General features: G+C 67.9%; 18 protein-coding genes. 10 read left to right on the forward strand and 8 right to left on the reverse strand.

Translation table 11 applies throughout. The features are described 5' to 3' along the window. Window positions 1-102: 102 nt before the first annotated feature. The 3 genes from QTH87_RS06530 to QTH87_RS06540 all read right to left on the reverse strand — a co-directional run bounded on the left by QTH87_RS06530 (window position 103) and on the right by QTH87_RS06540 (window position 3,342). Window positions 103-1,125, reverse strand: a complete 1,023-nt coding sequence (locus tag QTH87_RS06530; protein ID WP_286607822.1) for a LysR family transcriptional regulator — start codon at window positions 1,123-1,125, stop codon at window positions 103-105. Beyond that, window positions 1,083-2,084 carry a Bug family tripartite tricarboxylate transporter substrate binding protein gene (locus QTH87_RS06535; RefSeq protein WP_286607825.1) on the reverse strand — a complete coding sequence of 334 codons (1,002 nt, stop codon included), beginning with the start codon at window positions 2,082-2,084 and terminating at the stop codon, window positions 1,083-1,085. The genes QTH87_RS06530 and QTH87_RS06535 overlap by 43 nt, the downstream gene beginning before the upstream one ends. A 100-nt stretch (window positions 2,085-2,184) precedes the next feature. Next, a complete protein-coding gene (locus QTH87_RS06540; protein WP_286607827.1) occupies window positions 2,185-3,342 on the reverse strand; it encodes an alpha/beta hydrolase family protein in 1,158 nt (385 codons plus the stop codon). Window positions 3,343-3,550: 208 nt separating this feature from the next. Here QTH87_RS06540 and QTH87_RS06545 point away from each other — a divergent pair, with 208 nt between their 5' ends. From QTH87_RS06545 to QTH87_RS06590, 10 genes are read left to right on the forward strand one after another with little or no spacing between them, the layout of a single operon-like run. After that, window positions 3,551-4,591, forward strand: coding sequence for an SMP-30/gluconolactonase/LRE family protein (locus tag QTH87_RS06545; RefSeq protein WP_286607829.1), 1,041 nt, complete (start codon window positions 3,551-3,553; stop codon window positions 4,589-4,591). Window positions 4,592-4,625: 34 nt separating this feature from the next. Then, window positions 4,626-5,639: a fumarylacetoacetate hydrolase family protein gene (locus tag QTH87_RS06550; RefSeq protein ID WP_286607830.1), complete on the forward strand. Its 1,014-nt coding sequence runs from the start codon at window positions 4,626-4,628 to the stop codon at window positions 5,637-5,639. After that, on the forward strand, window positions 5,636-6,634 hold the full coding sequence (locus tag QTH87_RS06555; RefSeq protein ID WP_286607831.1) for an NAD-dependent epimerase/dehydratase family protein: 999 nt from the start codon (window positions 5,636-5,638) through the stop codon (window positions 6,632-6,634). The genes QTH87_RS06550 and QTH87_RS06555 overlap by 4 nt, the downstream gene beginning before the upstream one ends. Continuing rightward, window positions 6,612-7,625: a tripartite tricarboxylate transporter substrate binding protein gene (locus QTH87_RS06560; RefSeq protein ID WP_286607832.1), complete on the forward strand. Its 1,014-nt coding sequence runs from the start codon at window positions 6,612-6,614 to the stop codon at window positions 7,623-7,625. The genes QTH87_RS06555 and QTH87_RS06560 overlap by 23 nt, the downstream gene beginning before the upstream one ends. 27 nt (window positions 7,626-7,652) lie before the next feature. Beyond that, on the forward strand, window positions 7,653-8,603 hold the full coding sequence (locus QTH87_RS06565; RefSeq protein ID WP_286607834.1) for an ABC transporter substrate-binding protein: 951 nt from the start codon (window positions 7,653-7,655) through the stop codon (window positions 8,601-8,603). Then, window positions 8,600-9,415 carry an ABC transporter ATP-binding protein gene (locus QTH87_RS06570; protein ID WP_286607836.1) on the forward strand — a complete coding sequence of 272 codons (816 nt, stop codon included), beginning with the start codon at window positions 8,600-8,602 and terminating at the stop codon, window positions 9,413-9,415. Before QTH87_RS06565 ends, QTH87_RS06570 begins: the two co-directional genes overlap by 4 nt. Continuing rightward, complete coding sequence (locus QTH87_RS06575) at window positions 9,415-10,203, forward strand: ABC transporter permease (RefSeq protein WP_286607837.1); 789 nt, start codon at window positions 9,415-9,417, stop codon at window positions 10,201-10,203. Before QTH87_RS06570 ends, QTH87_RS06575 begins: the two co-directional genes overlap by 1 nt. Then, the gene (locus QTH87_RS06580) at window positions 10,200-10,964 is read left to right on the forward strand and encodes an ABC transporter permease (protein WP_286607838.1); all 765 of its coding nucleotides are present in this window, start codon (window positions 10,200-10,202) and stop codon (window positions 10,962-10,964) included. The genes QTH87_RS06575 and QTH87_RS06580 overlap by 4 nt, the downstream gene beginning before the upstream one ends. 31 nt (window positions 10,965-10,995) lie before the next feature. Next, window positions 10,996-11,802 (forward strand): cyclase family protein, encoded by an 807-nt coding sequence (locus tag QTH87_RS06585; RefSeq protein WP_286607839.1) that lies wholly within the window; start codon window positions 10,996-10,998, stop codon window positions 11,800-11,802. Continuing rightward, entirely contained in the window at window positions 11,799-12,881 is a 1,083-nt protein-coding gene (locus tag QTH87_RS06590; RefSeq protein WP_286607841.1) for an amidohydrolase family protein, read from the forward strand. Before QTH87_RS06585 ends, QTH87_RS06590 begins: the two co-directional genes overlap by 4 nt. 28 nt (window positions 12,882-12,909) lie before the next feature. Here QTH87_RS06590 and QTH87_RS06595 read toward each other — a convergent pair whose 3' ends face one another. From QTH87_RS06595 to QTH87_RS06615, 5 genes are all read right to left on the reverse strand, one after another. Beyond that, window positions 12,910-13,479, reverse strand: coding sequence for a MarR family winged helix-turn-helix transcriptional regulator (locus QTH87_RS06595; RefSeq protein WP_286607842.1), 570 nt, complete (start codon window positions 13,477-13,479; stop codon window positions 12,910-12,912). 100 nt (window positions 13,480-13,579) lie between these two features. Continuing rightward, entirely contained in the window at window positions 13,580-14,776 is a 1,197-nt protein-coding gene (gene fdhA, locus QTH87_RS06600; protein ID WP_286607843.1) for a formaldehyde dehydrogenase, glutathione-independent, read from the reverse strand. 23 nt (window positions 14,777-14,799) lie between these two features. After that, window positions 14,800-15,897, reverse strand: coding sequence for a Rieske 2Fe-2S domain-containing protein (locus QTH87_RS06605; protein ID WP_286607845.1), 1,098 nt, complete (start codon window positions 15,895-15,897; stop codon window positions 14,800-14,802). Window positions 15,898-15,924: 27 nt separating this feature from the next. After that, window positions 15,925-16,881, reverse strand: coding sequence for a PDR/VanB family oxidoreductase (locus QTH87_RS06610; RefSeq protein WP_286607846.1), 957 nt, complete (start codon window positions 16,879-16,881; stop codon window positions 15,925-15,927). Next, window positions 16,871-17,446 carry a MarR family winged helix-turn-helix transcriptional regulator gene (locus QTH87_RS06615; RefSeq protein WP_286607847.1) on the reverse strand — a complete coding sequence of 192 codons (576 nt, stop codon included), beginning with the start codon at window positions 17,444-17,446 and terminating at the stop codon, window positions 16,871-16,873. Before QTH87_RS06615 ends, QTH87_RS06610 begins: the two co-directional genes overlap by 11 nt. Window positions 17,447-17,449: the final 3 nt, after the last annotated feature.

A 17,449-nucleotide genomic window follows, 5' to 3' on the forward strand; every position in this document is an offset into this window, starting at 1 on the left:
CGCGTCGTCGTTGGGTCGAAGCCCACTGTCCGCAACCGCTGCAGAGCCTTCTCAGCTGCCCGGATTGGCCAACCAGGCCACGCGGAACGCGCCAGACCTCGCCTATTGGCGAAGCTCCGGAAGTCGTCGCGCCACCTCCACGATCTGCTCGCGCATCCAGGTCGTGCCCGGGTCGGAGTCCCGCAAGCTGTGCCATTGCAGCACTTCCGTCAGTCGGGGCGTGTTCATCGGAGGCGTGAGGACCTGGATCGGCATCGACTGTTCGACCTGCACGGCCAAGCGCGTCTGGATGGTTGCAATTCGTCGCGTGCCGACGAGAAACCGCGGCATCAGGTTGAAGCCGTGCGTGATGACCTCGATGCGACGCGTGCGGCCGAATTCGTTGGCGTACCACTGTTCGAACCACGGGTTGCCGCCTTGCTCGTCCTGATAGACGACGTGGCCGAGTTCCTTGTATTGCTCCAGATCGATGCTGCCGCGAAGATCGGGATGCTGCTCGCAGGCGATCACGCGGTAGGTGTCTTCGAACAGAACCTGTTGGGGATGGGCATCGACCGCCAGATGGGCCGGCGTCACGAGGAAATCCGCGCGCCCCTGATCGAGGTCCGCCAGCATCCCCGCGTGGGTCGGACGCAGGTCGAAGCTCAGGCCTGGCGCCACATGACTGACCCGCCGCAGCACCTCGGCAAGCAGCACGCGATCGACATAGTCGGAGGCGATGATGACGAAGTGACGCCGCGCCTCGGCCGGCTCGAAATCCGGCTTGATCGACAGGGTCGCATCGACGCGCAGGATGACGTCACGCACCGGCTGCACCAGGCTCTCGGCCAGCGGCGTGAGCCGCATGCTGCGTCCCATCGCCACCAGCAAGGGGTCGCCGAAATGCTCACGCAGCCGCGCCAGCACGCCGCTGGTCGCCGACTGCGTCATGTGCAGGCGCTCGGAGGCACGGGTGACGTTTTGCTCGGCGAGCAGAACGTCCAGCGCGACGAGCAGGTTGAGGTCGATGCGCTGGTATCGCATGGGTGAATGCTTGAAGCCTTCGGCAAAGCGCCCATGATAGGGGCGCTGCGCGCAGGCTTTCAGTCGACGCGGATGTTCGCGGCCTGGATCACCTGCCCCCAACGATGGGCCTCGCCCTGCATGAATTGGCCGAATTGCTCGGGCGTCTGCGGCGAGATGCCCAGGCCGAGCTCGGTATAGCGGGCGACGATGTCGGGTGATTTCAAGGCCTGGACGAGTTCCAGATGCAGGCGATCGACGATGGGACGCGGCGTGCCGGCGCGCACAACGACGCCGGTCCAGCCGAGCAGGTTCAAGGAGCCGTGACCGAGTTCGGCCAGCGTCGGTACCTGGGGCAGCAGGGCCACCCGCTGGTCGACCCCGACCACGGCCAGCGCGCGCAGCTTGCCGTCGCGCACCATCGGTGCACTGGAGGCGATCACGTCGCACATCACGTCGATGTGCCCGCCGATGAGGTCCTGCAGGGCCGGCGCGGCCCCCTTGTAGGCCACATGTTCGTAGCGGCCGCCCGCCTCGCGCTGGAGCATGGCGCCGAAGACGTGGGGCGCGCTGCCGACGCCGTACGAGCCGTAGCTGACGCCCCTCTCGGTCTTCGCGGCCTTGACGAGATCGTCGAAGTTCTTGATCGGGCTCGATGCGCCGACGACCAGCAACGAGGGCGAGGTCAGAAGCCGGGTGACCGGACTGAAATCCTTCTGCATGTCGTAAGGCAGCTTCGCGTACAGGGCGGCATTCATCGAGAACGGGCCGATGTCGCCGTACAGCAGCGTGTAGCCGTCGGCGGGCTGCTGCTTCGCATAGGACACGCCGATCTGTCCCCCGGCGCCGGGCCGGTTGTCGACGATCACGGGAACCTTGAGACTTTCCGAGAGCTTTTGTGCCAGCGAGCGCGACAGCGCATCGCCGAAGCCGCCCGTCGGATAGGGGACGACCCAGGCGATGGGCCGGCTCGGATAGGTGTCGGCGGCCCAGCCGGGCAGGGCGACGGCGGAGGCGCCGGCGGCGAGCAGGGTGCGCAGGACGTCGCGTCGGGCAGGCAGGTGGGAGTGGGTCAGGGTCATGGGATCCTCGAACGAAGTGACAAATCGAAAGGCGAAAGGCGAAAGGCGAAAGGCGAAAGGCGAACGACGGCGCCATGCACGGTCGCGCCTGCAGGGACGGTCAGGCCGTGCGCGCGTCGAAGCGTTCGGCGACCCAGTCGGCGATGTAATGGCCGGCGTTGATGCTGTTGTCGAAGCTGCTGTGCTGAATGCCGCCTTCGCGGGGCGTGAACACCTTCAGTTCGCGATCGGGGCTGTTGACCAGTTGCTCGTAGGTGCGGTGCGCCCAGGCCAGCGGGATCTGCTTGTCGGATTCACCGTGCGTCACCAGAAAGGGCACCCGGATGCGATCCAGGATGCCGTCCAGATGGACCTTCTCTGCAATGCGAAGGAAGTCGTCCATGTCCTTCGCGCCCCAGACCCAGCGCACGTGCTCCCAGTAGTGCGGCACGGGCATCGCGCCTTCTCGCGCCAACCGGCGCTTCTGCACATCGCGCCAGTCATGGTTCGCGCCCCACACCACGCCGAGCGCGAAGCGTGGCTCGAAGGCCACGGCGCGAGGGCAGTAGTAGCCGCCGAGCGACACGCCTTCCAGGCCGATGCGCGTGGCGTCGATGTCTGCGCGCGCCTCGAGCCAATCGACCACGGGGCTGGCCCAGGCCTCGCTGTCGTAGCGCGCCGTCAGGCCGTGCAGGCGCAGCGCCTCGCCCGTGCCGGGCTGGTCGATCACGAGCGACGACACGCCGCGTTTCGCGAGCCAGTGGGGCAAGCCGACGCGGTATTTCATCTCCTTCGTGCTGTCGAGGCCGTTGACCTGCACGAGCACCGGTGCCGGCCCCGATACGGCTTCGGCGCGCACGTACAGACCGGCGATCACGCTTTCGCCATAGGGAATCTCGACGCGCTCGCAGTTGTCGTGCGAGAGGCGCACGCCACGCTGGAAGGCGTCGAGCATCCGCGCATAGAGCGCCGCGCGACCTGGCGCTCCGTGCGCCTGCATGCGCTCGGCGGTGAGGAAGTACACCGCGGCGCGCGACAGCTTCTCACCGGCCGACAGCAGGCGTCCGTGCGACTCGTCTTCTCGCGCCAGCAGGCAGAGCTTGTCGCCCATCGCCACCCAGGAATCGAGGAAGGCGCGCGTGCCCTCGTCGTCGGCCTGCGTGGCGGCGGCCTGCAGTGGCGCGCACATCTCCTCGATCTCGCCTATTCGCGCGCCCATCTCGAGCGCGAGATCGACCGACAGGTTCCAGACGTAGTTGGTGGGGAAGTAACGGAACACGGTGCTTGTCTCGATTCTTGTTCTGCTGAAGGAGCGGCAGCTTAGTCGCGCCGTACGGCACCGGGAAACAGAGTCTGCCGATACCTGCCATCGCCGGGCGCGATGGCAGGGCAATCGATGCGGGCTTACCCCTATGCGGCAAAGCGATGGCTGGGATCGCCAAAGTCGATTTCCCGAATCGGACAGTGCTGCATAGCATCGCGCCCCGATGAACAGATCACATGTCTCCAACAACCCCTTGAAGGGCTGGCAGGTGGATCGCGCCGCGATCCGCCATGTGGGCCACGACCTGCAGCGCCCCGAGTGCGTTCTGGCCGAGCGCGACGGCACGCTGTGGGCTGCCGACGCCCGTGGCGGCGTGATGCGCATCGGCAGCGACCGCGCGCAAGAGCTAGTGACGCCACGAGTGGCCGCCGAGCCCTCGCAGGAAGGTTTCGAGGCCCGCTATGTCGATGCCCAGGGATCGTTGCCCAACGGGCTCGCCTTCGACGCCCATGGCGACTTCCTGATCGCCAACTGGGGCACCGATGCCATCGAGCGCATGGACCGCACCGGAGCGCTCAACACCCTGCACGATCGGATCGACGGCGAACCACTGGGCAAGGCCAATTTCGTCTTGCGGGACCGAAAGGGCCGCATCTGGTTCACGGTCACCACGCGCCAGGCGCCGTGGACCCGCCAGCTCCAGACCAAGGACCACGACGGCTACATCGGACTGATCGACGAGGGTGGCTGCAGGATGGTCGCGCAAGGCTTCTGCGGCACCAACGAGATCCGCTTCGATGCCGACGAGGATTGGCTCTACGTGGTCGAGAGCACCGGCAGGCGCATCTCCCGGCTGCGTGTCGGCGAGAACGGCGCGTTGACCGACCGCGAGGTCTACGGCCCCGGGCAGTTGCCGGGCTTTCCCGATGGTTTCGCGTTCGATGCCTTCGGCAACCTCTGGGTGACGCTGATCTTCAGCGACGAACTGGTGGCGATCACGCCCGAAGGCGAACTGCTCACGCTGCTCGACGACAGCACGCCGGACACCAAGCAGCGCATGCTCGACGCCTTCGATGCCGGCGGGCTCACGCCCGAGATCCTCGCGGCGACCCACGGAACCCTCGCACCCTGGATGGCCAGCATCACCTTCGGCGGACCGGATCTGCGCACGGTCTATCTCGGCAGCCTGCGCGGCTCGACCCTGCCGAGCTTCCGCTCGCCCGTTGCGGGCTTGCCCATGGTGCACTGGGACGAGGTGCGCTGAGGCGTTCGCGCATTCGCCAAGACTGGAGACAAGAATGAAACTCGCCACCCTGAAGCATCCTCGCCACCGAGATGGCCGGCTGGTCGTCGTCTCGCGCGACCTGCGGCGCGCCGTGGCCGCCGACGACATCGCCCCGACCTTGCTCGACGCCATCGAAACGTGGAGCGCCTGTCACCAGGCGCTGCAACAGCGCTACGCCGCGCTCAATTCCGACCAGGCGCCCGAAGCCTTCGACTTCGATCCGCGCCAGGCGGCCGCGCCCTTGCCGCGCTCGCCGCAGTGGTGCGACGGCTCGGCCTTCCTGCACCACGGGCGCCTGATGGAGCGAGCCTTCAACACGCCGCCTATCCCCGAGTTCGACACCGTTCCGGTGATGTACCAGGGTGCGAGCGATGATTTTCTCGGGCCGCACGACGCCGTGCCGCTGCCGGACGAGGCGCACGGGATCGATTTCGAAGGCGAGTTCGGCGTCGTGCTCGACAGCGTGCCGATGGGCGTGACGCCCGCGGCGGCGCTCGACCGCATCCGGCTGCTGGTGCAGATCAACGACTGGAGCCTGCGCGCGCTCGGGCCGCGCGAGATGAGGTCGGGCTTCGGCTTCCTGCAGGCCAAGCCGTCCACTGCCTTTGCGCCGGTCGCGATCACGCCGGACGAACTCGGAGACGCCTGGCGCGACGGCCGCGTGCAGTTGCGGCTGCACGTGGACTGGAACGGCCAGTGGTTCGGGCATGCGCATGGCGGCGCGATGAACTTCCATTTCGGCGAGTTGGTCGCCCATGCGGCACGCACGCGCAGGCTCTCGGCCGGGACCGTGATCGGCTCCGGCACCGTCTCGAATGCCGAGCGCGAGGCCGGGTCATCTTGCATCGCCGAGCGCCGGGTGCTCGAGATGCTCGACCAGGGCGAGGCCCGGACAGGCTTCATGCGTTTCGGCGACACGGTGCGCATGGAGGCGCGCTTCGAAGGGACCGAGGGCGGCGCCGACGCGCAGGCGCCGTTCGGCGTGATCGAGCAACGCGTGGTGCGCGACGGGTCCGGCCAGGCATGAAGCGTGTGCTGATCACCGGTGCGGCGGGATTCGTCGGTGGCCTGCTTGCGCGCAGGCTGAGCGCGGCGGACGCCGGCATCGAGCAACTGGTGCTGGCCGATCGCGCGAGCGCTTCGGTCACAGGATCGGCGCGCTGGATCGAAGGTGATCTGGCCGATCCCGCCTTTGTCGATCGCCTGGCGGCCGAGCGTTGCGACACCGTGTTCCAGCTGGCCAGCCAGCCCGGCGGCCAGGCAGAGCGGGAGCCGGCGCGCGGCCGGCGCATCAACCTCGACGCCACGCTCGATCTGTTCGAGGCGGTGGCGAGCGCGGGCACCGAGCACGGAGCGCGACCGGTGATGGTCTTCGCGAGCTCCATCGCCGTCTATGGCACCGGGCTGACCGCGCAGGTCGATGACCGGACGCCGCTGCATCCGGCGCTGAGCTACGGTGCGCACAAGCGCATGGCCGAGATCGCGCTTGCCGACTTCGTGCGCCGAGGCGAACTCGAGGGCTGCAGCCTTCGCCTGCCCGGCATCGTGGCACGGCCCCGTGGTCCCGCGGGGCAGGCTTCGGCGTTCATGAGCGAACTGATGCACGCCTTGGCGGCCGGCGAACGCTTCGTCTGTCCGGTGTCGGCACAAGCCAGTGCCTGGTGGATGTCCGGCGAATGCGCGGTGCGCAATCTGCTGCATGCGGCACGTCTCGACGCCAGCGCCCAGCAGCCAGGTCGCACTTGGCAGTTGCCGGTCCTTCGGCTGTCTCTGGCGCAGGTGGTGGATGCGCTCGCGCAGCGATTCGGCGACGGCCGCCGGCGGCTGGTCGAGTACCAGCCCGACGACGCGCTCGAGGCCATCTTCGGACGCTATCCGCCGCTCGACGATCGCTTGGCGCGCGTCGCAGGCTTCGTCGACGACGCGACGCCGGCGCTGTTGATTGCCAATGCATTGCAGGCGCACGAACCCCTGCTTACAACGACTCAAGGAGACAACCATGACCGAACCCCACATCCATGACGCCGCGCGCCGCGTCTTCCTGCGCGCGGTCGCCAGTGGCGCCGTCGCCAGCGCCTTCGCGGGTACCGGCGTCGCGCACGCCGCTGCCTATCCCGACAAGCCGGTGCGCATCATCCTGCCGTTCGCGGTCGGCGGCAGCGCCGATGCGGTGGCACGGTTGCTCGCGAACAAGCTCGCCGAGCGGTTCAAGCAGCCCTTCGTCATCGAGGCCAAGCCCGGCGCCAACGGCACCATCGCCGCCGACTACGTCGCCAAATCGGCGCCCGACGGCTACACGCTGCTGCTCAACAGTTCGGCACAAGCCATCAATCCGACGCTCTATCCCAAGCTTCCCTTCGACCCCGTGAACGCCTTTGCACCGGTGGCACAGGTGGTGCAGCCCGGGCCGTTCGTGATCGTCGTCAACGCGCAGCTGCCGATTCGCGACCTGCGTGAACTCATCGCCTACGCCAAGGCGAGGCCGGGATCGATCAGCTACGGCTCGGCCGGCATCGGCAATTCGCTGCACCTGGGCGGCGAGATGCTGGCGCAGGCGGCAGGCATCGAACTGCTGCATGTGCCCTACAAGGGAGCGGCTTCGATCGTGAACGACCTGGTCGGCGGCCAGATCCAGCTCATGCTCAACAGCTGGCTCGCGGTGCAGCCCTTCGTCGAAAGCGGCAAGCTGCGCGCCATCGCCCAGACCGGGCTGCAGCGCTCGTCGGCCATGCCCGACATTCCCACGGTGGCGGAGTCGGGCTTTCCGGGCTTCGAGTTCACGAGCTGGTTCGGACTCTGGGCGCCTGCTGGCACGCCGGCAGCCATCGTGGACACGCTCAACGCCGGCACCCGCTGGGCCATGGGGCAGCCCGACGTGCTCGAGCGGCTGGCGCCGTTCGGCACCGGCGCGCCGCAACCGCTGTCGCCGGCGGAATTCGGTCGCTTCACGAGTGCCGAGATCGATCGCTATGCGCGCGTGATCCGCAAGGCGCGCATCACGGCGGACAGCTGACATCCACACATCCAGGAGACAACTCCCATGACCACTTTCATCCGTCGCCGCCTGCTGGGCCTTTCGTGCCTGCTGTCTCTCACGCTGGCCGCTGGCCTTGCGCAGGCGCAGCCCAAGCCGATGCCGATCACGGTGAGCTACACCGCGACGCCGGAATTCGGCGCCATCTTCATCGCCAAGGAAGAGGGATTCTTCGCGCGCCGCGGACTCGACGTCACGCTCCAGCTCATCCCGGTCAGCCCCAATGTTCCCGCGGCCGTGATGTCGAAGTCGGTGCAGATCGGCGGCACGACGCCGCCCGTGCTGCTGCAGGCGATCGACAGCGGACTCGATCTGGTGGCGGTGGCCGGCGGTGGCGTCTACGAGAAGAGTTCGCGCGGCGTCGGGCTGGTCGCGCGCAACGGCGTGACGGTCAACGCTCCGGCCGACCTGGTCGGCAAGAAGGTCGGCGTGCCGGGCTTCAATGCGACCATCCACCTCCTGGTGCGCAAGTGGCTGATGGACCACGGCGTCGATCCGAAGAAGGTCACTTTCGTCGAGGTCGCGATTCCGCAGATGCCCGATGTGCTGAAGGGCGGCAGCGTCGACGTGGTCGCCACGGCCGAGCCCTTCGTCGGGCGCATCGTGCAGGGGCAGATCGGCACGGCCGTGCCGGCGTTCTCCAATGACCTGGCCAATGGCTTCTCGTCGGTGCTCTATGTCTCCACGCGGCAGTGGGCGGTGGCGAATCCGGAGATCGTCAAGGCCTTCCGCGACGCGCTGCAGGAGGCGGTGAGCTTCGGCAATGCCAACAAGGACAAGGGCTATGAAGACATCGGCAAGTACTTCAAGGTGCCGCCGCCGGTGCTGCGCGCCACGCCTTGGCCGAACTGGGTCGCGACGTTGAAGGACGACCACCTGCGCTTCTGGGTCGACACCATGCGCAGCCAGGACATGCTGAAGAAGCAGCCCATGCTGGGCTCGGCCATCCTGCCATGACGGCGGGAACTGCACACCTTCGTGCGGTGCCTGTGGTCGAGGGCGCCGCAGCGTTGATCGCCTTCGACGAGGTGGGCCTCGACTTCGGCCCGCGCCGCGTGCTGCACCGCCTGAGCTTCGCGCTGCGTCCCGGCGAGATCGTGAGCGTGGTCGGTCCCTCGGGCTGCGGCAAGACCACGCTGCTGCGTCTGGTGACGGGGCTGCTGCGGCCGACGCGTGGCGCGGTGTTGCGCGAGGGTCGTCCGATCGACGGCCCGGCAGGCGATGTCGCGATCGTCTTCCAGGATTACGCCAACGCGCTGCTGCCCTGGCGCACCGTGGCCGGCAATGTCAGCCTCGCGCTCGAGGCGGCAGGCATGCCCGCAGCGGAGCGCGCGCCGCGCATCGCGGCCCTGCTGGCCAAGGTGGGCCTCGCGGTGCATGCGGACAAGTTCCCGCGCCAGCTGTCCGGCGGCATGCAGCAGCGGCTGCAGATCGCGCGCTGCCTGGCGCAGGAGCCCGCCATTCTGCTGATGGACGAGCCCTTTGGTGCCCTGGACGCGATGACGCGGCAGGATCTGCAGGACGAGATGTTGCGCCTGGTGCGCGAGAGCGGCACCACCGTGCTCTTCATCACGCACGACCTCGACGAGGCCATCTACCTGAGCGACACCGTGATTGCGCTGCGCGCCAATCCGGGCGAGCAATCGAGCCTGGCGCGGACCTTCCCGGTGCACCTGCCGCGCCCGCGCCAGCAGCTCGCCACGCGCGAGGCGCCCGAGTTCCTGCGGCTGCGGCGACAGGCCTACGACTACCTGCTGGAGACCCACTGATGGCCGATTCGTCGGTCGCCGGCCATCCGCTGGCACGCTGGCGCGGCGGTGTCGTGCCGCTGCTGGCGCTGGTCGGCTGCGAACTGGCCTGGCGCGCTCATCCCGTGCAGAGCGACGCGGTCGCGCCGCCGAGCGCCGTGCTGCGCGCGCTGCTCGTGGCGCTGGGCGACGGCAGCCTTGCGCTGGCGACCGCGCAGACCCTGCTGGCGTCGCTCGGCGGGCTGCTGGTGGGTGCGGGCGGTGGCTTGCTGGCCGGCGTGCTGCTGGGGCTGTCACGGCCCGCCGCGGCGAGCGCGGCACTGCTCGTGGAGTTGCTGCGGCCGCTTCCTTCGGTGGCACTGATCCCGGTCGCGATGCTGGTCTTCGGCTTCGGCTACCGACTCGAGATCGCGGTGATCGGCTTCGCGGTGTTCTTTCCGATGCTGCTGCTTGCGCATGCCGCGGTGCGCACCGTGCCGGCCCGGCTCACGGAAGTCAGTGCGGTGCTGGGGCTGTCGCTTGCCGCTCATGTGCGCAAGATCGTGCTGCCGGCGGCGTTGCCGCGCCTCTTCGTCGCGCTGCGCCTGTGCGTGGGCATTGCGCTCGTGGTCGCCGTGACCACCGAGATCGCCAGCAATCCGCAGGGCCTGGGTTATGCGCTGCTGTCGGCGCAGCAAAGCCTGGCGCCCGACACGATGCTCGCGGTGCTGCTGTGGGTGGGCTGCATCGGCTGGGGCCTCAATGCGGCCTTGGAAGCCTTCGAACGGCGCTTCTTCGGCGCGATGCAGGTCGGTGGAGGCGCGCGATGAGCGGGCGAGTGCGCATCCAGGACGCGGCCGCGGCGCTGGCCGTCGTGTTCGGCTTCGTCGGGCTGTGGGCGCTGGCGACGCACCAGGAATGGGTTTCGCCCGTGTTCCTGCCCGGGCCGGTCTCCACCCTGCAGGCGCTGCGCGAAGGCTTCGCGCAAGGCGAGCTCGGAAGGCTGCTGGCCTTGACGGTGGAGCGCATGGCCTACGGTTGGGCGCTGGCCTCGCTGGTCGGCATCGCGGTCGGGGCCCTGATCGGCACCTCGGCGTTGCTGCGTGCCTGGCTGCAGCCGACGCTGGAATTCATCCGGCCGCTGCCCGCCTCGGCCGTCATGCCGCTGGCGATCGCATTCATGGGCCTGTCGCCCGGCATGGTGCTCGCGGTGATCGCCTTCGGTGCGGTCTGGCCGGTGCTGCTGGCCACGGTGCACGGCTTCGCCTCGGTCGAGCCCCGGCTCGTCGAGGTCGGGCAGGTGCTGCGCATGCCACGTGCGGCCTTCATCTGGAAGGTCGGACTGCCGAATGCGCTGCCCGACGTGCTGGGCGGGCTTCGGCTGTCGCTCACGGTGGCGCTGATCCTGGCGATCGTGGGCGAGATGCTGGCCTCGCAGGACGGCCTCGGCACCGCCGTCATGCAGGCCGCGCGCAGCTTCCGTTCCGCCGAACTGTTCGCAGGCGTCGTGCTGCTCGCGCTGATCGGCGTCGGCAGCAACGCCATCCTTTCGCTCATCGAGCGCCGGCTGCTGCGCTGGCAGCAGCCTTGAAGCCCCGTCAACTCCCGTCGGACACCCCACCATGACCACCACCTTTGTCGACCTTTCGATCTTCCTGGAGAACGACGTCCTCTCCGATCCGCCGCCGCTCGCGCCGCACATCGAATACCAGACCCACAAGGACACCGTGAAGGAGTTCACCCAGCTGCTGCCAGGGACGCACGAGGATGATTTTCCCGAGGGCGAGGCGGCCGCGGCGGAGTGGGTGCGGCTCACCACCCACAGCGGTACGCACCTGGACGCCCCATGGCACTTTCATTCCACCATGGACGCCAAGCTGGGGGGCTCGCGGCCGTCGATCACCATCGATCAGGTGCCGCTCGACTGGTGCTTCAAGCCCGGCGTCAAGCTGGACTTCCGGCACCTTCCGGATGGCCATGTGGTGAGCGCTGCCGAAGTCGATGCCGAACTCGCGCGCATCGGCCATGCGCTGGCGCCGCTCGACATCGTGGTGGTCAACACGCGCGCCGGATCGCGCTACGGCCACAACGACTATGTCAACGCCGGCTGCGGCATGGGCTACGAGGCGACGATGTACCTGCTGGAGCGCGGCGTGCGCCTTACGGGCACGGACGCCTGGAGCTGGGACGCCCCGTTCAGCTACACCGCGAAGAAGTTCGCCGAGACCGGCGACAAGAGCCTGCTGTGGGAAGGCCACAAGGCCGGACGCGACATCGGCTATTGCCACCTCGAGAAGCTGCACAACCTGGAGGCCTTGCCGCCTCACGGCTTCTACATCTCGTGCTTCCCGCACAAGATCCGTGCCGCTTCCGCGGGCTGGACGCGCGCGGTGGCGATCTTCGACGAGCGCCTGCAGGCGGCGCGATGAACTGGTTGCATTTCTGCGGACGCGGCGGCTCGCCATGCTGCCCGGCAGACAGCGAGCGGTCCGCGGGCGGGTCCAGGCCCGAGCGGCTGTTCGTCGTGGACGTCCATTGCCACGTGATGACGCTCGCCGCGGAGGCACTGGTCGCTTCCCATCCGATGAAGCTCGCGGAGCCGGCTGCGATGCGCGAGGCGATGGGCGATGCCTCGGTCGCACACAACCTGAAGACCATGCTGCCGCATGCCTTCCCCAGACTCACGCAGGTCTCGCAGCGCCTGGACGACATGGATGCGATGGGCGTGGACGTGCAGGTCATCAGCCCGTCGCCGAACCAGTACTACTACTGGGCGGAGACGGCGCTCGCGCGCGAAGTCGTCCGCGTCCAGAACGAAGGCATCGCTGCGCTGTGCGCGCAGCACCCCGGACGGCTGCGCGGCCTCGGCACCGTGGCCTTGCAGCATCCGGAGATGGCCGCGGAACAGTTGGAGTACGCGATCCGCGTGCTCGGCCTCGAAGGCGTGGAGATTTCCACGTCGGTGGAAGGCAAGGAGCTCGACGACCCGAGCCTCGAGCCCTTCTGGCACGCGGCGGCCCGTCTCGAGGCCGTGGTGTTCGTCCATCCCTTCGGCACCACGCTCGGTGCCCGGGTGGCGACGCACTATCTCAACAACACGATCGGCCAGCCGCTGGAGACGACCCTTGCGCTGTCACGGCTCATCTTCAGCGGGCTGCTCGATCGGCATCCGGGCTTGCGCCTCCTGGCTGCGCACGGGGGCGGCTACCTGCCCACCTATCTCGGGCGCTCGGAACACGCCCGCAAGGTACGGCCGGAGGCACAGACGATGGCGCGCAAGCCTTCGGAATACCTGCGCGAGATGTACTTCGACACCGTGGTGTACGACAGCGCGGCCCTGCGCCATCTCATCGAGGTCGTGGGCGTTTCGCAGGTGCTGCTGGGCACCGACTATCCCTTCGACATGGGGCACTACACGCCGCATGAACTGGTGGCACCGGATTGGAATGCTTCGGAGCGCGCAGCCGTCCTGGGCGGCAACGCCCGCAGGCTGTTCGATCTGCCCTGAAGCCCGCGTGGCCGCGGCGAGCGAAGACTCAGGATTCCGAATCCTTGGATCCCCGCCGTCGCAACGCCTGGGGATGGTGCCGGCTCAGATGCGCACGGGTCGCAGTCTCGACCGCCGGCAGGTTCTCATGCAGTCGGCGCAGAAGGTCCAGAAGCAGCTTGCGCTCGGCCGCCGTCAGCACCGACATGAAGGCGCGTTCGCGCTCCATCGCGATGTCCCGGATCTGGTCGTGCACGGCGCGACCGGCCTGGGTCAGCGTCGCGATGCGGGCACGTCCGTCCTCGGGGTCGAGCGCGATGTCGATGAAGCCGCGTGCCTGCATGCTCTTGAAGCAGCGGCTCATCGATGCCTTGTCCATGCCGATCACGCCGCATGCCTTCTGGGCCGAGATCGAGCCTTCGATGGCCAGCAGCACCAGCACGCGCCAGCTCTCGATGCCGACGTCGAAGGCGGCGAGGTAGGCCTGCGAGGCGCCGCTCGACAGTTTGTTGGCGATCCAGGTGAGGTACGCGGGCGCGTAGTTGTCGAGATTGATCACGTCACCCGCGGCGGCCTTGGAGGCTGCCTTGCGCGCGGGGGGAGTCTTGGTACGAGGCATCGGGAAGGAACTCGGAGTTGCTGACGCCACTGTAGCTCCCCCGGGAGGGCCCGATGCGCAGGCCCGCGCATGACATGCGCGAGTGTTGGCGGTGTTGCGCCTATCTCCTGAGCTGCCCGTGAGGGTCGATGACGAACTTGGTGGGCGCGCCGGCGTCGAACTGGGCATAACCCGCCGGCGCCTCGTCCAGCGAGATGAGCTTGACGCCCACCACATTGGCGATGTCGATGCGGTTCCACAGGATGGCCTGCATCAACGCCCGGTTGTATTGCATCACCGGCGTCTGACCGGTCATGAAGCTGTGGGACTTGGCCCAGCCCAGGCCAAGCCGAATGCTGAGAGAACCCGTCTTGGCCGCCTTGTCCACACCGCCTGGATCGTCCGTCACGTACAGCCCGGGGATGCCGATCTTGCCAGCGGCGCGCGTGACCTCCATGAGCGAATTCAGCACGGTTGCGGGGGCTTCGTGCTGCGCACCCTCGTGGCCATGACCGCGTGCCTCGAAGCCCACCGCGTCCACCGCACTGTCGACTTCCGGGACACCCAGGATGGCGGCGATCTGCTCGCCCAGGGGTGTGTCGGTGGACAGGTCGGCGGTCTCGAAGCCGACCGCCCTGGCGTGTTCGAGGCGGGCCGGGTTGACGTCGCCCACGATGACGACAGCGGCGCCCAGCAGACGCGCCGATGCCGCGGCAGCCAGACCCACCGGGCCCGCGCCGGCCACGTACACCGTGCTGCCCGGGCCCACGCCCGCGGTGACGGCGCCGTGGTAGCCCGTGGGCAGGATGTCCGACAGGCAGGTGAGATCGCGGATCTTCTCGATCGCCTGCTCGCGGTCGGGAAACTTCAGGAGGTTGAAGTCGGCATAGGGCACCATCACGTACTCGGCCTGTCCGCCGACCCAGCCACCCATGTCGACGTAGCCATAGGCGCCGCCGGGACGCGACTCGTTGACCGTCAGGCACACGCCGGTCTGGCGTTCCTTGCACAGGCGGCAGCGCCCACAGGCGACATTGAAGGGCACCGAGACGATGTCTCCGACGGCGAGCGTCTCGACGTCCTTGCCCGCTTCGATCACCTCGCCGGTGATCTCATGGCCCAGCACCAGGCCGGCCGGCGCCGTGGTGCGTCCTCGCACCATGTGCTGGTCGGAGCCGCAGATGTTGGTCGTCAGCACCTTGAGGATGACGCCATGGTTGGCGGTGCGACCCTGCGGGTTGAGCAGCTTGGGGTAGTCGATGGCGCGGACCTCGACCTTGCCCTGGGATACGTATACGACGCCTCTGTTGTCGGCCATGGTGTGTCTCCTGCTTGTCGGTTTCACGGAAGGGTCGGCTCTGCCGCTGCCTGCTGCTTGAGCAGTTCGGCCACGATGCGCCGGGCGCGGTTCGCGCCGGCATCGACGTGAATGTCGATCCAGTTCGCCTTGTCCCCGAACTCCAGCATGTTGCGGTACTGCGCCTCGATGATCGTGCGGTCCTCGTCGAAGGTGAAGGCGGTCTGCTGCACGACGGCGTCGATGTTCTCGGGCATGTCGGGATGCTTGGTGCTCGACATGCTCCAGAAGTAGTGGCAGGTCTCGTCGGTCTCGGGCGTGATGCCGTGAAAGCCGCGCATGTGGAATCCGCCGCGGTTCGGGTCATCGATCGCGTCCGTGCCAGGCTCCACGGCCCCGGTCCAGATTCGCAGATGCGTCACGTCGAATTCGATCTCCTGCCAGCGCTCGCACTTGTCGCCGAACGGCCAGGCTGCGCGATAGGTCGGCGGCGGCGACGAATCGGGCATCAGCCGCACGACCTTGACCCAGTCGCCTTCGGAGGTGACCTTCATCGGCGCGTTCATGTGCAGCTTGGCATCGCCGCCGATGGTGTGCAGGTGCACGTAGCCCAGGTGGCTCAGATCGAGCAGGTTGTCGTGGATCAGTTGCCAGGGCGACTGGTAGTGGTAGTTGCCGCTGCCGAACTTGTAGCGCGGGTCGTCGTGGAACGGGTAGTCGGGCGGCGAGCGGGTCGGCTCGGCCGCGTCGTCCCGGGCCATCCAGATCCAGATGATCTGGTTCTTCTCGACGACGCGATAGGACTTCACCCTGGCCTTGGACGGGATCCGTTCCTGCCCTGGAATCTCGATGCATTGCCCGTTCGGTGCGTAGAGCAGGCCGTGGTAGCCGCATCGCACGCCCGTGCCTTCGACCGTTCCGCATGACAGTGGCAGGGAGCGGTGGCAGCAGCGGTCCTCCAGCGCCGCCACCTGGCCTTCGCCGGTGCGGAACAGCACCACCTTCTGGTTCAGGAAGGTCCGTGCGATGGGCTTGTCGGTGAGCTCGGAAGAAAAGCCCGCCACATACCACTGATCGAGCGGGAAGCGGCGGGTGTCAGCCTTCTGCGTGACGTTCTGGATGGGGATGGATGTCGTGGTCATGGGGAATCTCCTTGTAGGAAGGTCGGATCAGAGGTCGAGCACCAGCAACGGCGAGAGCGCCCGCGAGCAACAGGGCGTGAACTGATCGTTGGCAGCGCGCTCGCCGTCGGTGAGGAAACTGTCGCGGTGATCGGGCGTGCCTTCGAGGACGCGGGTCAGGCAGGTGCCGCAGACGCCCGCCTCGCACGAGGTCGGGACTTCCACGCCGTGGGCGGCCAGCACTTCGATCACCGTCTTGCCGGCTGGAACCTGGCAGCTCAGGCCGGTGCTCGCGACGCGGACCTCGAAACTGCCGTCCGATTCCAGCGCGGTCGCCACGCCGGCGAAGTACTCTCGGTGCAGCTGCGCCTCGGACCAGCCGTTGCGCCTGGCGGTATCGAGGACATGGTCCATGAAGCCGTTCGGTCCGCACACATAGAGGTGCGTGTCGCTTTCGGGTCGAGCCAGCACGGCTTGGGCATCGAACTTCTGCGCCGGCACGTCGTCCGCATGCAGGAAGACGCTGCCCGCGAAGCCTGCGGACCCGAGCTCGTCGAGAAAGGCCATCCGGCTCGCGGAGCGGCCGCAGTAGTGCAACTCGAAGCTTCGTCCCTGCGCGTGCAGGGCGCGCGCCATGGCCAGGATCGGCGTCACGCCGATGCCGCCCGCCAGCAGCAGGCTGCGCGGTGCCTCGACCAGCGGGAAATGGTTGCGGGGTTCGCTCGCGCGCAGCACGTCGCCTGGCCGCACGCTGTCGTGCATGCCGGCGGATCCGCCGCGCGAAGCCGGCTCGCGCAGGACGGCGATGCGATAGCGGTCCTGTTCGGCCGGATCGTTGCTGAGCGAGTATTGGCGGATCAGGCCAGGCGCCACGTGGACGTCGATGTGCGAACCGGCCGAGAAGGGTGGCAAGGTGCTGCCGTCTTCAGCGACGAGTTCGAAACTGCACACGTCCTGCGCTTCGTCGATGCGTCGGGCGACGCGGAGCTTCAATTCATTCGTCATTGGATTCGTCGGCTTTGGAGGGCAGTGCAGCGGCGGCACGGGGAAATCGCTCGCGCACATAGGCCTGGGTCGAGGCTTCGACGGCCGGCAGGTTGGCGTGAAGCCGACGCATCAGTCCGAGCAGGACTTCCACCTCGTCTTCGTCGAGCACCGAGAGGAGGGCGCGTTCGCGCTCCAGCGCCATGCCCATGATCTGGTCATGCAGGTGGCGGCCCTGGGGCGTCAGGACGGCGATCCGCAGGCGGCCGTCCGAGCGGTCGAGCTCGGTGCGGATCAGCCCGCGCTCCTGCATGCGCCTGAAGCAGCGGCTCACCGAGCCCTTGTCCATGCCGATGACGCTCGACACCTGCTGCGCAGAGGTCGCACCCTCCACCGCGAGCAGGACCAGGCAGCGCCAGACCTCGATGCCGACATCGAAGGTGCTCAGGTAGTGCTGCGAGGCGCCACGCGAGAGCTTGTTTGCGATCCAGGTCAGGTAGGCCGGGACATAGCGATCCAGGTCCACGGTGTGGGGTGTGGCGCCGCCTTGCGGATCGGCGGCGGCATGGAGATGGCGGTGGACCATGGC

The organism is Variovorax jilinensis, from assembly GCF_030316885.1.
GTDB lineage: Bacteria > Pseudomonadota > Gammaproteobacteria > Burkholderiales > Burkholderiaceae_C > Variovorax > Variovorax jilinensis.

What these genes read in the sequence shown, in the direction of transcription:
- QTH87_RS06535 (WP_286607825.1), bottom strand. Translation starts at nt 2,084, where the DNA reads ATGACCCTGACCCACTCCCACCTGCCTGCCCGACGCGACGTCCTGCGC.
- QTH87_RS06545 (WP_286607829.1), top strand. Translation starts at nt 3,551, where the DNA reads ATGAACAGATCACATGTCTCCAACAACCCCTTGAAGGGCTGGCAGGTG.
- QTH87_RS06550 (WP_286607830.1), top strand. Translation starts at nt 4,626, where the DNA reads ATGAAACTCGCCACCCTGAAGCATCCTCGCCACCGAGATGGCCGGCTG.
- QTH87_RS06555 (WP_286607831.1), top strand. Translation starts at nt 5,636, where the DNA reads ATGAAGCGTGTGCTGATCACCGGTGCGGCGGGATTCGTCGGTGGCCTG.
- QTH87_RS06560 (WP_286607832.1), top strand. Translation starts at nt 6,612, where the DNA reads ATGACCGAACCCCACATCCATGACGCCGCGCGCCGCGTCTTCCTGCGC.
- QTH87_RS06565 (WP_286607834.1), top strand. Translation starts at nt 7,653, where the DNA reads ATGACCACTTTCATCCGTCGCCGCCTGCTGGGCCTTTCGTGCCTGCTG.
- QTH87_RS06570 (WP_286607836.1), top strand. Translation starts at nt 8,600, where the DNA reads ATGACGGCGGGAACTGCACACCTTCGTGCGGTGCCTGTGGTCGAGGGC.
- QTH87_RS06575 (WP_286607837.1), top strand. Translation starts at nt 9,415, where the DNA reads ATGGCCGATTCGTCGGTCGCCGGCCATCCGCTGGCACGCTGGCGCGGC.
- QTH87_RS06580 (WP_286607838.1), top strand. Translation starts at nt 10,200, where the DNA reads ATGAGCGGGCGAGTGCGCATCCAGGACGCGGCCGCGGCGCTGGCCGTC.
- QTH87_RS06585 (WP_286607839.1), top strand. Translation starts at nt 10,996, where the DNA reads ATGACCACCACCTTTGTCGACCTTTCGATCTTCCTGGAGAACGACGTC.
- QTH87_RS06590 (WP_286607841.1), top strand. Translation starts at nt 11,799, where the DNA reads ATGAACTGGTTGCATTTCTGCGGACGCGGCGGCTCGCCATGCTGCCCG.
- QTH87_RS06595 (WP_286607842.1), bottom strand. Translation starts at nt 13,479, where the DNA reads ATGCCTCGTACCAAGACTCCCCCCGCGCGCAAGGCAGCCTCCAAGGCC.
- fdhA (WP_286607843.1), bottom strand. Translation starts at nt 14,776, where the DNA reads ATGGCCGACAACAGAGGCGTCGTATACGTATCCCAGGGCAAGGTCGAG.
- QTH87_RS06605 (WP_286607845.1), bottom strand. Translation starts at nt 15,897, where the DNA reads ATGACCACGACATCCATCCCCATCCAGAACGTCACGCAGAAGGCTGAC.
- QTH87_RS06610 (WP_286607846.1), bottom strand. Translation starts at nt 16,881, where the DNA reads ATGACGAATGAATTGAAGCTCCGCGTCGCCCGACGCATCGACGAAGCG.
- QTH87_RS06615 (WP_286607847.1), bottom strand. Translation starts at nt 17,446, where the DNA reads ATGGTCCACCGCCATCTCCATGCCGCCGCCGATCCGCAAGGCGGCGCC.